At 61.8% G+C, this 13,280-nt stretch carries 12 protein-coding genes; 8 read left to right on the top strand and 4 right to left on the bottom strand.

From position 1 onward, the window contains the following. Positions 1–236: 236 nt before the first annotated feature. Positions 237–512, bottom strand: a complete 276-nt coding sequence (gene cspD, locus ONG87_RS21120) for a cold shock domain-containing protein CspD (protein WP_301335535.1) — start codon at positions 510–512, stop codon at positions 237–239. Between the two features lie 223 nt (positions 513–735). Between cspD and clpS the strand changes: the two genes are divergently transcribed. Then, positions 736–1,098, top strand: coding sequence for an ATP-dependent Clp protease adapter ClpS (gene clpS, locus ONG87_RS11525; protein ID WP_043190060.1), 363 nt, complete (start codon positions 736–738; stop codon positions 1,096–1,098). A 29-nt stretch (positions 1,099–1,127) separates the two neighbouring features. Beyond that, positions 1,128–3,398 (top strand): ATP-dependent Clp protease ATP-binding subunit ClpA, encoded by a 2,271-nt coding sequence (gene clpA / locus ONG87_RS11520; RefSeq protein ID WP_122477768.1) that lies wholly within the window; start codon positions 1,128–1,130, stop codon positions 3,396–3,398. 142 nt (positions 3,399–3,540) lie between these two features. Here the strand turns inward: clpA and infA are convergent, their stop codons facing one another. The 3 genes from infA to aat all read right to left on the bottom strand — a co-directional run bounded on the left by infA (position 3,541) and on the right by aat (position 5,305). Next, a complete protein-coding gene (infA, locus tag ONG87_RS11515; RefSeq protein WP_002553999.1) occupies positions 3,541–3,759 on the bottom strand; it encodes a translation initiation factor IF-1 in 219 nt (72 codons plus the stop codon). A 99-nt stretch (positions 3,760–3,858) separates the two neighbouring features. Then, on the bottom strand, positions 3,859–4,566 hold the full coding sequence (locus tag ONG87_RS11510; protein WP_192055315.1) for an arginyltransferase: 708 nt from the start codon (positions 4,564–4,566) through the stop codon (positions 3,859–3,861). Positions 4,567–4,624: 58 nt separating this feature from the next. After that, entirely contained in the window at positions 4,625–5,305 is a 681-nt protein-coding gene (gene aat, locus ONG87_RS11505) for a leucyl/phenylalanyl-tRNA--protein transferase (protein ID WP_264381281.1), read from the bottom strand. Between the two features lie 404 nt (positions 5,306–5,709). Between aat and ONG87_RS11500 the strand changes: the two genes are divergently transcribed. From ONG87_RS11500 to cysG, 6 genes are read left to right on the top strand one after another with little or no spacing between them, the layout of a single operon-like run. Then, positions 5,710–8,190 (top strand): DNA translocase FtsK, encoded by a 2,481-nt coding sequence (locus tag ONG87_RS11500; protein WP_244647974.1) that lies wholly within the window; start codon positions 5,710–5,712, stop codon positions 8,188–8,190. A gap of 37 nt (positions 8,191–8,227) precedes the next feature. Next, entirely contained in the window at positions 8,228–8,851 is a 624-nt protein-coding gene (gene lolA / locus ONG87_RS11495; protein WP_122477774.1) for an outer membrane lipoprotein chaperone LolA, read from the top strand. Between the two features lie 21 nt (positions 8,852–8,872). Further along, a complete protein-coding gene (locus ONG87_RS11490) occupies positions 8,873–10,198 on the top strand; it encodes a replication-associated recombination protein A (RefSeq protein ID WP_122477775.1) in 1,326 nt (441 codons plus the stop codon). Continuing rightward, on the top strand, positions 10,195–10,569 hold the full coding sequence (gene crcB / locus ONG87_RS11485) for a fluoride efflux transporter CrcB (RefSeq protein ID WP_122477777.1): 375 nt from the start codon (positions 10,195–10,197) through the stop codon (positions 10,567–10,569). Before ONG87_RS11490 ends, crcB begins: the two co-directional genes overlap by 4 nt. Positions 10,570–10,595: 26 nt before the next feature. Then, entirely contained in the window at positions 10,596–11,876 is a 1,281-nt protein-coding gene (gene serS, locus ONG87_RS11480; protein ID WP_185793212.1) for a serine--tRNA ligase, read from the top strand. Next, positions 11,877–13,268, top strand: coding sequence for a siroheme synthase CysG (gene cysG / locus ONG87_RS11475; RefSeq protein ID WP_264381280.1), 1,392 nt, complete (start codon positions 11,877–11,879; stop codon positions 13,266–13,268). Positions 13,269–13,280 lie beyond the last annotated feature (12 nt).

The raw sequence follows: 13,280 nt of genomic DNA, 5'->3' as shown, positions 1-13,280 counted from the left end.
GGTCCGACCAAGGTGACCCTGCGGTCACTGCGGCAGTATACCACTGGTCGCGGCGATGAATACTGTGTAGGGGGCACAAAGCTGGGCGGGTCGGCAACTGCCGGAAACGAAACAGGCCATCCGTGTGGATGGCCTGTCCGGGTGCACATTCGCAGCAATGACGGCGAGCAAGCGCTCACGTTGCACAGCATGCGCCCGAGGAACGCTTGCTCGCGATCACTGTTCCTGCGCCGCGATCATGCGTTCGCGGACTCCCTTGCCTCTTCTTTGGTCGTCGCAGCGCTTGCTTGCGTGACTTCGGCCTCTACCGTCTTGATGGCCACGGCGTGCAGCCCCTTGGGTCCCTGTGAGATCTCGAAGGAAACGGCCTGGCCAGCCTTCAGCGTCTTGTAGCCATCCATGGCGATGGCGGAGAAATGGGCGAAAAGATCCTCGGTCTGACCGTCTTCGATAATGAAGCCGTAGCCCTTGGCATTGTTGAACCACTTGACTTTACCACTGCGCATACCCATATCCCTCTGCAAAGGACTCCAGCTCTGGAGTATCATCCACTTCGTGCGCAACACAACCGATTGAAAAAATTTGGTTGACTGCGCGGACCTTTCTTCCCCAATGTGGGTTCTACTGTTTGTAACACCGTTTTGCCGATAGTCAAGGTCATGCGGCGACCGAGTCAAAATTCGGTCACAAGGTCAACCCACCACTTCTATTCGCTCAACGATGAATCTTCTTTCCATGCATGCATTCAGTCAGATTCGACTAACCTTCAATCAAGACCGCCCGCAGTCGCACGAGGACGATTCGGCAGGCATTGCCGTCCAGGAATCCAAGCCTGCATTGCAGGCCCCACCGATGTATAAGGTGGTTCTGTTCAACGACGACTACACCCCGATGGATTTCGTCGTCGAGATCCTCGAGGTTTTCTTCAATCTGAATCGTGAGCTGGCGACCAAGGTCATGCTGGCCGTCCATACAGAAGGACGGGCAGTATGCGGATTGTTTACCCGAGACATCGCCGAAACCAAGGCCATGCAGGTCAACCAGTACGCCAGGGAAAGCCAGCATCCGCTACTCTGTGAAATCGAGAAGGACGGTTAACGCCGACCACTTGGGTATGAGGTGAAGCTATGTTAAACCGCGAGCTCGAAGTCACGCTCAATCTTGCCTTCAAGGAAGCGCGCTCCAAGCGTCATGAGTTCATGACCGTGGAACACCTTCTTCTGGCGCTATTGGACAACGAGGCAGCCGCCACCGTATTGCGCGCGTGCGGCGCCAATCTCGAAAAACTCAAACACGACCTGCAGGAGTTCATCGACTCCACCACGCCGTTGATCCCCGTGCATGACGAGGATCGTGAAACCCAGCCGACGCTGGGCTTCCAGCGTGTGCTGCAGCGTGCCGTGTTCCATGTACAAAGTTCGGGCAAGCGAGAAGTCACCGGGGCCAACGTGCTGGTGGCGATCTTCAGCGAGCAGGAAAGCCAGGCCGTGTTCCTGCTCAAGCAGCAGAGCGTGGCGCGCATTGATGTGGTCAACTACATCGCGCACGGTATTTCCAAGGTCCCTGGTCACGGTGACAGCTCCGAAGGCGAGCAGGAAATGCAGGACGAAGAAGGCGGTGATACCTCTTCGTCGAGCAACCCGCTGGATGCCTATGCCAGCAACCTCAACGAGCTGGCTCGCCAGGGTCGCATTGATCCACTGGTCGGTCGCGAGAGCGAAGTCGAGCGCGTCGCGCAGATTCTCGCTCGTCGCCGCAAGAACAACCCGTTGCTGGTAGGCGAAGCAGGCGTGGGCAAGACGGCGATTGCCGAAGGCCTGGCCAAGCGCATCGTCGATAGCCAGGTGCCTGATCTGCTGGCGAACAGTGTCGTGTATTCCCTCGACCTGGGCGCGCTGCTGGCCGGTACCAAGTACCGCGGCGATTTCGAGAAGCGCTTCAAGGCATTGCTCGGCGAGCTGAAGAAGCGTCCGCAGGCGATCCTGTTCATTGACGAGATCCACACCATCATCGGTGCGGGTGCTGCGTCGGGCGGGGTGATGGATGCGTCCAACCTGCTAAAGCCGCTGCTCTCCTCCGGTGATATCCGCTGCATCGGTTCGACCACCTTCCAGGAATTCCGTGGCATCTTCGAGAAAGACCGCGCCCTGGCACGTCGTTTCCAGAAGGTCGACGTGTCCGAGCCTTCGGTGGAAGACACCATCGGCATCCTGCGTGGCCTCAAGGGGCGGTTCGAGCAGCACCACAACATCGAATACAGTGACGAGGCCCTGCGTGCGGCCGCCGAGCTGGCGTCGCGCTACATCAATGACCGACACATGCCCGACAAGGCCATCGACGTCATCGACGAGGCAGGTGCCTACCAGCGCCTGCAGCCTGAAGCCAATCGAGTCAAGCGTATCGAAGTGCCTCAGGTCGAAGACATCGTGGCCAAGATCGCGCGGATTCCGCCGAAGCACGTAACCAGTTCCGACAAGGAGCTGCTGCGTAACCTGGAGCGTGATCTCAAGTTGACTGTATTTGGCCAGGACGCTGCCATCGACTCGCTGGCCACGGCCATCAAGTTGTCGCGCGCCGGGTTGAAGGCGCCGGACAAGCCCGTGGGCTCGTTCCTCTTCGCCGGCCCTACCGGTGTCGGCAAGACCGAGGCTGCGCGCCAGCTGGCCAAGGCCCTCGGCGTGGAGCTGGTGCGTTTCGACATGTCCGAGTACATGGAGCGTCACACCGTATCGCGTCTGATCGGTGCGCCACCGGGTTATGTCGGGTTCGACCAGGGCGGTCTGTTGACCGAAGCCATCACCAAGCAGCCGCATTGCGTACTGCTGCTCGATGAAATCGAAAAGGCTCACCCCGAGGTCTTCAACCTGCTGCTGCAGGTCATGGATCACGGCACCCTGACCGACAACAACGGACGCAAGGCGGATTTCCGCAACGTGATTCTCATCATGACCACCAACGCTGGTGCCGAAACCGCTGCGCGGGCCTCGATCGGGTTTACCCATCAGGACCACTCATCCGACGCCATGGAAGTGATCAAGAAAAGCTTCACGCCGGAATTCCGCAACCGCCTGGACACCATCATCCAGTTCGGTCGCCTCAGCCACGAAGTCATCAAGAGCGTGGTCGACAAGTTCCTCACCGAATTGCAGGCGCAGCTGGAAGACAAGCGTGTGCAGCTTGAAGTCACCGATGCCGCGCGCGGCTGGCTGGCGGCAAGTGGCTACGATGTGCAGATGGGCGCGCGTCCCATGGCGCGCTTGATTCAGGACAAGATCAAGCGGCCGTTGGCGGAAGAGATCCTGTTCGGCGAGTTGGCCGAGCATGGCGGGGTCGTGCACATCGACATCAAGGACGGCGAGCTGACCTTTGATTTCGAGACCACGGCTGAGATGGCATAACGGCTCGACGCGGCTTGCGCCGCTGCTACAGGGGTTGTGTGAATCTCCCTGCAGCAGCGGCGCAAGCCGCGTAGCTTTTGCTGTCCAAATCCCACGCAAGCAAAAACGCCCGGCAATGCCGGGCGTTTTCATGTGTCTCGGTTCAGCGAGCGCGGTAGGTGATGCGCCCTTTGCTCAAATCATAGGGCGTCAGTTCAACACGCACCTTGTCACCGGTCAGAATACGAATGTAGTTCTTGCGCATCTTGCCGGAGATATGCGCGGTTACGACGTGCCCGTTTTCCAACTCCACGCGAAACATGGTGTTGGGCAGGGTGTCGACGACAGTGCCTTCCATTTCGAAGCTGTCTTCTTTCGACATGCAGTAAAACCCTCGGTATCCAGTTGATGGCCCGGTGCAACTGCGCCAGGCAAAAGCGGCGTGCATTGTGCCCGAAAAAGGGGGCTCAAGCCAAGGGGTTCAGTTAAGTGTTACCCATCTCTGGTTGATAAGCAGCTCGATGGGTCGATATTGGGTCTTGTAATTCATCTTCTGGCAGTTCTTGATCCAGTAGCCCAGATAGACCGCATCCAGGTTCAATCGCCGTGCTTCCTCGATCTGCCACAGGATCGCCAGACGGCCCAGGCTGCGCCGCTCTTCGGTCGGCTCGTAGAAGGTATACACGGCAGACAGCCCGTTGGGCAGCAGGTCGGTCACGGCCACCGCCAGCAGCCGGCCGTCCAGGCGAAATTCGTAGAAGCGCGAAAAGGGCAGGTCTCGGACCAGAAACGTCGAAAACTGATCACGGCTGGGCGGAAACATGTCGCCATCGGCGTGGCGCTGCTCGATGTAGCGCTGGTAGAGGTCGAAATACTCTTCGCTGAAGCGGGGAGTGGCACTCGTCACCTGGACGTCGTGATTGCGCTTGACGATGCGTTTCTGCTGGCGCGAGGGGGTGAAGCCTGCCGTGGGAATGCGTGCCGGCACGCACGCGTTGCAACGCTGGCAGTGCGGCCGGTAGAGGTGGTCACCGCTGCGGCGGAAACCCATTTCCGAGAGGTCGGCGTAGACGTGGACGTCCATCGGCTGGCTCGGATCGAGAAACAAGGTCGTGGCTTGCTCGTCGGGCAGGTAGCTGCACGAATGGGGTTGAGTGGCATAGAACTTCAGGCGCGCCAACTCAGTCATGATGAACCCTCGGAATGAAACCATTGCATCAAGTGTAAGCCAGTGCCGGAGAACTCGCCTAGCGCTGCCATGTCGCGCTATTGGGTTGGTCGAGGTATTGGTTCAGATAATCGGCGAACTGATCTCGGGCGATGCTTCGTGCGCCCAGGCTGTGCAAGTGCTCGGTGGGCATCTGGCAGTCGATCAGCACGAAACCGGCCTGCTGCAGATGCTCGACCAAGGTCACGAAGCCAACCTTGGAGGCGTTGTCGGTGCGGCTGAACATGGATTCGCCGAAGAACAGTTGGCCCATGGCCAGGCCATAGAGCCCACCTACAAGCGTCTCGCCGTCCCACACCTCGACCGAGTGCGCGTGCCCTTGCTCGTGCAGGGTGAGGTAGGCGCGTTGCATGTCGCCCGTTATCCAAGTGCCGTCGGTGTAATCGCGCGGCCCTGCGCAGGCGGCGATGACAGCGGGAAAGTCCTGGTCGAAGGTTACCGTGAAGCGTTGCTGGCGCAGTACCTTGCGCAGGCTGCGTGACACATGCAGTTCGGCGGGCATCAGCACGGTACGCGGATCCGGCGACCACCAGAGAATCGGCTGGCCGTCCTCGAACCAGGGGAAGCAGCCGTGCCGGTAGGCCTGCACCAGCCGCTCGGGGCTGAGGTCGCCACCGGCTGCCAGCAGCCCATTGGGCTCGCGCATCGCCTTGCTCAGGGGAGGAAAGACCAGTTCGTTTCGTTTGAGCCACGTCAGCATGATTGTTCGCTACGGCAGGGGAGGGTGGTACCGGGGGCAGTGAGTTCATCCTGCCACGATCCGGACGGCACGCCAATGCATGGCAGCAAGGCCGGGCAGCCAGAGCGACCGAGCTTTCATGTAACTTTTTCAGGCAATTGCAGTCCCATGTCACTGTTCTTCAAGATTGGCTCGTAAGGCCTTGTCGGCAAACACAAAGCACCGCTGAATCACATTTCGTGCGTCGCCTGATCCGAAGCTGAATGGCGCACGGCAAGCGACGCTTATATTGCAGATGCGCGAATTGCCGACAAAGCCGTACAATGCGATCTTTGCAGGGCCTGTTGTCCACCGATAGTGGCCATTTGCTGTATTTTTGTCATCCATCAGTTGCGCGCTTCGACAGGCGCAGGAAATCAAGCGTTTTGAAGAAATCCACTGCCTCATCCGCTCCCGCATCGGTGCCCGTCTGGCGCCAGCAAATGCATTATCGCCTCAAGGAAGGCGCACTGATCGCCATGGGCGCGCTGTGCCTTTATCTGTGGATGGCGTTGTTGACCTACGATCAGACCGATCCCGGCTGGAGCCACACCAGCAGCAACATGGACCAGGTGCAGAACGCGGCCGGCCGTGCCGGTGCGTTCGCCGCCGATATTCTGTTCATGGTGCTGGGCTATTTCGCCTATATCTTTCCCCTGCTGCTGGCGGTCAAGACCTGGCAGATCTTCCGTCAGCGCCACGAACCCTGGCAGTGGAGTGGCTGGCTGTTTTCCTGGCGCCTCATCGGGCTGGTGTTCCTGATTCTCTCCGGCGCGGCCCTGGCTCATATCCATTTCCATTCCGCCGGCAGCCTGCCGGCGTCCGCCGGCGGCGCGCTGGGCCAAAGCCTGGGCAACCTGGCGCTCAACGCCTTGAACATCCAGGGCAGCACCCTGTTGTTCATCGCACTGTTTCTGTTCGGCCTGACCGTGTTCACCGACCTGTCCTGGTTCAAGGTCATGGACATGACCGGCAAGATCACCCTCGATCTGCTCGAGCTGATGCAGGGCTCGGCCAGCCGCTGGTGGGCGGCACGTGCCGAACGCAAGCAACTGGTTGCCCAACTGCGGGAAGTGGACGAACCGGCCTACGCTGCGCCCAGGGTCAGCGAGCCGCGCGATGTCGCCAAGCCCAGGCCGGTGCGGCCTGCGCCGGTGGAACCGACCCTGCAGAGCCGTCCGGTAGCACCCATCGCGCCGGCTGCAATGGCGGCGCCGGTCGCGGCCATTCAGCCCCTGCGGCCTGCGGTCCCGATCAAGCCGTTGAGTGAGGAAAGCACCCAGGGTGCGCCGAACGGCAAGCCGCCTGAGCAAAGCGCGCGGGTGCAGAAGGAGAAGCAGGCGGCGTTGTTCGTCGACAGCGCCGTGCAGGGCACCTTGCCGCCGATTTCCATTCTCGATCCCGCCGAAGAGAAGAAGGTCAACTATTCGCCAGAGTCGCTGGCGGCGGTAGGCCAGTTACTGGAGGTGAAACTCAAGGAATTCGGCGTGGAAGTAACCGTCGATTCCATTCACCCCGGCCCGGTGATTACCCGTTACGAGATCCAGCCGGCGGCCGGCGTCAAGGTCAGCCGCATCTCCAACCTGGCCAAAGACCTGGCGCGTTCGCTGGCGGTGCTCAGTGTCCGTGTGGTCGAAGTCATTCCCGGCAAGACCACCGTCGGTATCGAGATTCCGAACGAAGACCGGCAGATCGTGCGTTTCTCCGAAGTGCTGTCCTCACCCCAGTACGACGAGGCCAAGTCGCCTGTGACCATGGCGCTAGGCCACGATATTGGCGGCAAACCGGTGATCACCGACCTGGCCAAGATGCCTCACCTGCTGGTTGCCGGTACCACTGGTTCCGGCAAGTCGGTGGGGGTCAACGCGATGATTCTGTCGATCCTGTTCAAGTCGGGCCCGGAAGACGCCAAGCTGATCATGATCGACCCGAAGATGCTCGAATTGTCCATCTACGAGGGGATTCCGCACCTGCTTTGCCCCGTGGTCACCGACATGAAGGATGCCGCTAACGCGTTGCGTTGGAGCGTTGCCGAGATGGAGCGTCGCTACAAGCTGATGGCGGCCATGGGCGTGCGCAACCTGGCAGGCTTCAACCGCAAGATCAAGGACGCCGAAGAGGCCGGGACGCCCCTGAGCGACCCGCTTTACAAGCGCGAAAGCATTCACGACGAGGCGCCGCTGCTCAAGACCCTGCCGACCATCGTGGTGGTCGTGGACGAATTCGCCGACATGATGATGATCGTCGGCAAGAAGGTCGAAGAGCTCATCGCGCGTATCGCGCAGAAGGCCCGTGCCGCCGGTATCCACCTGATCCTCGCCACCCAGCGACCTTCGGTGGACGTCATCACCGGCCTGATCAAGGCCAACATCCCCACGCGCATGGCGTTCCAGGTATCGAGCAAGATCGACTCGCGTACCATCATCGACCAGGGCGGTGCCGAACAACTGCTGGGTCACGGTGACATGCTCTACATGCCGCCGGGCACCAGCCTGCCGATTCGCGTGCACGGCGCCTTCGTTTCCGACGAAGAGGTGCATCGCGTGGTCGAGGCGTGGAAGCAGCGTGGTGTGCCCGACTACAACGAAGACATTCTGGCCGGCGTCGAGGAAGCCGGCAGTGGCTTCGAGGGCAGCAGTGGCGGCGGCGATGGCGACGACAGCGAAAGCGACGCGCTCTACGACGAGGCGGTGAACTTCGTGCTGGAAAGCCGTCGTGCGTCCATCTCGGCGGTACAGCGCAAGCTCAAGATCGGCTACAACCGCGCGGCGCGCATGATCGAGTCCATGGAAATGGCCGGTGTGGTCACGCCGATGAACACCAATGGCTCGCGCGAAGTGATCGCGCCGGGCCCGATGCGCGACTGATGCAACGCTCGCGCCTTACCCTAGAACGAGGATTCCCATGCGCTTGATTCGCATGCTGTTGGTTTCTGCCCTGGCCCTGGCCAGCCTGTCGGTACACGCCGACCAGAAGGACGTGGCGCGCTTGACGCAATTGCTGGAGAAATCCCAGACGTTGACCGCGCGCTTTTCCCAGCTGACCCTGGACGGCAGCGGTACCCAGTTGCAGGAGACCGCCGGGCAAATGGCCCTGCAGCGGCCTGGCCTGTTCAACTGGCACACTGACGCGCCGCAGGAGCAGTTGATGGTCTCCGACGGCAAGAAGGTTTCGCTGTGGGACCCGGACCTGGAGCAGGTCACCATCAAGACCCTCGACCAGCGCCTGACCCAGACCCCGGCGCTGCTGTTGTCCGGTGACGTGTCGAAGATCAGCCAGAGCTTCGACATCAGTGCCAAGGAAGCCGGCGACGTGATCGATTTCGTGCTCAAGCCCAAGACCCGCGACACCTTGTTCGATTCGTTGCGCCTGTCGTTCCGCAAGGGTGTGATCAACGACATGCAACTGATCGACAGCGTGGGCCAGCGCACCAATATCCTGTTCATGAACGTCCGGGCCAACGAGCCGATCGCCGCGAACAAATTCAAGTTCGACATCCCCAAAGGCGCGGACGTGATCCAAGAATAATTCGAGGTCGATTGTCGCCCCATGGACCTGTTTCGCAGTGATCCCATTGCCCAGCCGCTGGCCGCGCGTCTGCGCGCCAGCAACCTGGACGAATACGTCGGCCAGGAGCATCTGCTCGCCCGCGGCAAGCCGCTGCGCGAGGCACTGGAGCAGGGCGCCCTGCACTCGATGATCTTCTGGGGGCCACCGGGCGTGGGCAAGACCACCCTGGCACGGCTGCTGGCGAAGGTGTCCGATGCTCACTTCGAAACCGTGTCGGCGGTACTCGCCGGGGTCAAGGAGATTCGCCAGGCGGTCGAGGTGGCCAAGCAGCAGGCGGGCCAGTATGGCCGTCGCACGATTCTGTTCGTCGATGAAGTGCACCGTTTCAACAAGTCCCAGCAGGATGCGTTTTTGCCCTACGTGGAAGACGGTACGCTGATCTTCATCGGCGCCACCACCGAAAACCCTTCGTTCGAGCTCAACAACGCCTTGCTCTCGCGAGCCCGCGTGTATGTGCTCAAGAGCCTCGACGAGGCGGCGCTGCGGCGTCTGGTCGACCGTGCGCTGAACGAGGAACGCGGCCTGGGCAAGCGCCGACTGCGCCTGGGCGACGAGGCCTTTGCCATGCTCATGGCCGCTGCCGACGGTGACGGACGCAGGATCCTCAACCTGCTGGAGAATGCCTCCGACCTTGCCGAGGACGGCGAGGAAATAGGCGTCGAGCTGTTGCAGAGCCTGCTCGGCGATACCCGCCGACGCTTCGACAAGGGCGGCGAGGCGTTCTACGACCAGATATCGGCCTTGCACAAATCGGTGCGCGGCTCCGATCCGGATGCGTCGCTGTACTGGTTCGCACGCATGCTCGACGGTGGTTGCGACCCGCTCTATCTGGCGCGGCGGGTGGTGCGCATGGCCAGCGAAGACATCGGCAATGCCGATCCGCGGGCGCTGCCGCTGTGCCTGTCGGCGTGGGATGTGCAGGAGCGCCTGGGCAGCCCCGAAGGCGAGCTGGCGGTGGCCCAGGCCATCGTTTACCTGGCGTGTGCACCCAAGAGCAATGCCGTGTACATGGGCTTCAAGGCGGCGATGCGCGAGGCGGCCGAACATGGCTCGCTGGAAGTGCCACTGCATTTGCGCAACGCCCCGACCAAACTGATGAAGCAGCTGGGCTACGGCGACGAGTACCGCTATGCCCACGATGAGCCCGACGCCTATGCAGCCGGCGAAGACTACTTCCCCGAGCAATTGAGCCCACGCCACTACTATCGCCCCGTGCCGCGCGGCCTGGAATTGAAGATAGGCGAAAAGCTCAAGCACCTCGCCAGTCTGGACGACAGCAGTCCGCGGCGACGGAGAAAGGCGTGATCCCGACCATTGTCGCGGTATCCCTGGGTGGGGTGGTCGGCACACTGCTGCGCCTGTTCACCGCGACCTACATCAATGCGAACTGGCCACGTCTGTTCTATACCGGTACGCTGGCCGTCAATATCATCGGTTGCCTGATCATTGGCTACCTGTATGGGCTGTTCATGATTCGCCCGGACATTCCGGTCGAGATCCGTTCGGGATTGATGGTGGGGTTCGTGGGTGGCCTGACCACCTTCTCGTCATTTTCGCTGGACACCGTGCGCCTGCTCGAAAGCGGCCAGGGGCTGGTTGCCATGGGCTACTGCGCTGTGAGCGTATTCGGCGGCCTGCTGGCCACCTGGGCCGGCCTGGCACTGACTAAAATCTGACCAATACTGATAAACGAGAGACCGACATGCTCGATTCCAAACTGTTACGTAGCCAGCTTCAGGACGTAGCGGATCGCCTTGCCAGCCGTGGCTATGTCCTGGATGTGGCGCGCCTCGAGGCGCTGGAAGCCCAGCGCAAGACCGTGCAGACCCGCACCGAACAACTGCAGGCCGAGCGCAATGCGCTGTCCAAGTCCATTGGCCAGGTGATGAAAAGCGGCGGCGATGTCGACGCGCTGAAAGCGCAGGTCGAGTCCATCGCCGAGGAGCTGGGGCGCGGCAAGGCGGAGCTGGAACAGCTGCAGGGCGAGCTCGACGGTATTGCCCTGGGCATTCCCAACCTGCCCCACGAATCGGTGCCGATCGGCGAGGACGAAGACGGCAACGTCGAGGTCCGCCGCTGGGGAACGCCGACCACCTTCGATTTTCCGGTGCAGGACCACGTTGCCCTCGGTGGCAAGTCGGGTGGCCTGGATTTCGAGACGGCTGCCAAGCTGTCCGGTGCACGTTTTGCCATCATGCGTGGGCCGATTGCGCGCCTGCATCGCGCACTGGCGCAGTTCATGATCAACCTGCACGTCAGCGAACACGGCTACGAAGAAGCCTACACCCCGTACCTGGTGCAGGCCCCGGCCTTGCAGGGCACCGGTCAGTTGCCCAAGTTCGAGGAAGACCTGTTCAAGATCAGCCGTGAAGGTGAAGCCGATCTGTACCTGATCCCCACGGCCGAAGTCTCGCTGACCAACATCGTGGCCGGCGAAATCCTCGATGCCAAGCTGCTGCCACTCAAGTTCGTCGCCCACACGCCGTGCTTCCGCAGCGAAGCCGGCGCGTCGGGCCGCGATACCCGCGGCATGATCCGTCAGCACCAGTTCGACAAGGTAGAGATGGTCCAGGTGGTCGAACCGTCGAAATCCATGGAAGCCCTCGAAAGCCTGACTGCCAACGCCGAGCGCATCCTGCAGGCGCTGGAGCTGCCGTACCGCGTACTGGCCTTGTGCACCGGCGACATGGGCTTCAGCGCGGTGAAAACCTACGACCTGGAAGTCTGGGTGCCGAGCCAGGACAAGTACCGCGAGATTTCCTCGTGTTCCAACACTGGGGATTTCCAGGCGCGGCGCATGCAGGCCCGCTTCCGTAACCCTGAAACAGGCAAACCCGAGCTGGTTCATACCTTGAACGGTTCGGGCCTGGCAGTCGGTCGCACCTTGGTGGCCGTGCTGGAGAACTACCAGCAGGCCGACGGCAGCATCCGCGTGCCCGAAGTACTCAAGCCCTATATGGGCGGCCTCGAGGTCATCGGCTAAATGGAGTTTCTGCCGCTGTTCCACAAATTGCGCGACAGCCAGGTGCTGGTGGTAGGCGGGGGCGAGATCGCCCTGCGCAAATCGCGCCTGCTGGCCGAGGCTGGCGCGGTGTTGCGCGTGGTCGCTCCGAGCATCGACCCGCAGCTTGCCGATCTGGTGCGCGGCAGCGGCGGGCAGATGCTCGACAGGGGTTACCTGAGCAGCGATCTGGACGGCTGCGTGCTGGTGATCGCCGCCACCGATGACGAACCGCTCAACGCCCAGGTGTCGGCCGATGCCCGCGCGCGCTGTGTGCCGGTCAACGTGGTCGATGCGCCAGCACTGTGTACGGTGATCTTTCCGGCCATCGTCGACCGCTCACCCTTGGTGGTGGCAGTGTCCAGTGGAGGCGACGCACCGGTCCTGGCGCGGCTGATCCGTGCCAAGCTGGAAACCTGGATTCCATCCACCTATGGCGAGCTGGCCGGCCTGGCGGCGCGCTTTCGGCAGAAGGTCAAGGCGCTGTACCCGGATGTCACCCAGCGCCGTGCGTTCTGGGAGGAAGTGTTCCAGGGCCCGATCGCCGATCGCCAGTTGGCCGGGCGGGGCGCCGAGGCCGAACGCATGCTCCAGGCGAAGGTCGACGGTGCACCGCCCCATGCCCCCGGTGAGGTCTATCTGGTGGGCGCTGGCCCCGGTGACCCGGACTTGCTGACCTTCCGCGCCCTGCGCTTGATGCAGCAGGCCGATGTGGTGCTCTACGACCGCCTCGTCGCGCCGGCGATCCTCGACCTGTGTCGTCGCGACGCCGAACGTGTGTATGTCGGCAAGCGTCGCGCCGAGCATGCCTTGCCGCAAGACCAGATCAACCAGCAACTGGTGGCCTTGGCCAAGCAGGGCAAGCGCGTGCTGCGTCTCAAGGGCGGCGATCCGTTCATATTCGGCCGGGGCGGCGAAGAGATCGAGGAATTGGCGGCCCACGGCATCCCATTCCAGGTGGTACCGGGCATCACTGCAGCCAGCGGCTGTGCGGCGTATGCCGGCATTCCCCTGACCCACCGCGACTATGCGCAATCTGTGCGTTTCGTCACCGGGCACTTGAAGAACAACACCAGTGATCTGCCGTGGCACGATCTGGTGTCCCCAGGGCAAACGCTGGTGTTCTACATGGGCCTGATCGGCCTGCCGATCATCTGCGAACAGCTGATTCGCCACGGTCGCGGCGCGGATACACCGGCGGCGTTGATCCAGCAGGGCACCACGGTAAACCAGCGGGTGTTCACCGGCACCCTGGCGGACCTGCCGCGAATGGTCGCCGAGCATGAGGTGCATGCACCTACCCTGGTCATCGTTGGCGAAGTGGTGGTGCTGCGCGAGAAGCTCGCCTGGTTCGACGGCGCGCAGTATCGCTGACGAGCACAGACC

The organism is Pseudomonas sp. MM227, from assembly GCF_947090715.1.
Classification (GTDB): domain Bacteria; phylum Pseudomonadota; class Gammaproteobacteria; order Pseudomonadales; family Pseudomonadaceae; genus Aquipseudomonas; species Aquipseudomonas baltica.
Note: the sequence above shows the minus strand (reverse complement) of the source record. Positions and strands in the feature narration are given on the sequence as shown.

Coding starts and splice junctions, on each gene's coding strand:
- cspD (WP_301335535.1), bottom strand. CDS start 512: ATGGGTATGCGCAGTGGTAAAGTCAAGTGGTTCAACAATGCCAAGGGC.
- clpS (WP_043190060.1), top strand. CDS start 736: ATGCATGCATTCAGTCAGATTCGACTAACCTTCAATCAAGACCGCCCG.
- clpA (WP_122477768.1), top strand. CDS start 1,128: ATGTTAAACCGCGAGCTCGAAGTCACGCTCAATCTTGCCTTCAAGGAA.
- infA (WP_002553999.1), bottom strand. CDS start 3,759: ATGTCGAAAGAAGACAGCTTCGAAATGGAAGGCACTGTCGTCGACACC.
- ONG87_RS11510 (WP_192055315.1), bottom strand. CDS start 4,566: ATGACTGAGTTGGCGCGCCTGAAGTTCTATGCCACTCAACCCCATTCG.
- aat (WP_264381281.1), bottom strand. CDS start 5,305: ATGCTGACGTGGCTCAAACGAAACGAACTGGTCTTTCCTCCCCTGAGC.
- lolA (WP_122477774.1), top strand. CDS start 8,228: ATGCGCTTGATTCGCATGCTGTTGGTTTCTGCCCTGGCCCTGGCCAGC.
- ONG87_RS11490 (WP_122477775.1), top strand. CDS start 8,873: ATGGACCTGTTTCGCAGTGATCCCATTGCCCAGCCGCTGGCCGCGCGT.
- serS (WP_185793212.1), top strand. CDS start 10,596: ATGCTCGATTCCAAACTGTTACGTAGCCAGCTTCAGGACGTAGCGGAT.
- cysG (WP_264381280.1), top strand. CDS start 11,877: ATGGAGTTTCTGCCGCTGTTCCACAAATTGCGCGACAGCCAGGTGCTG.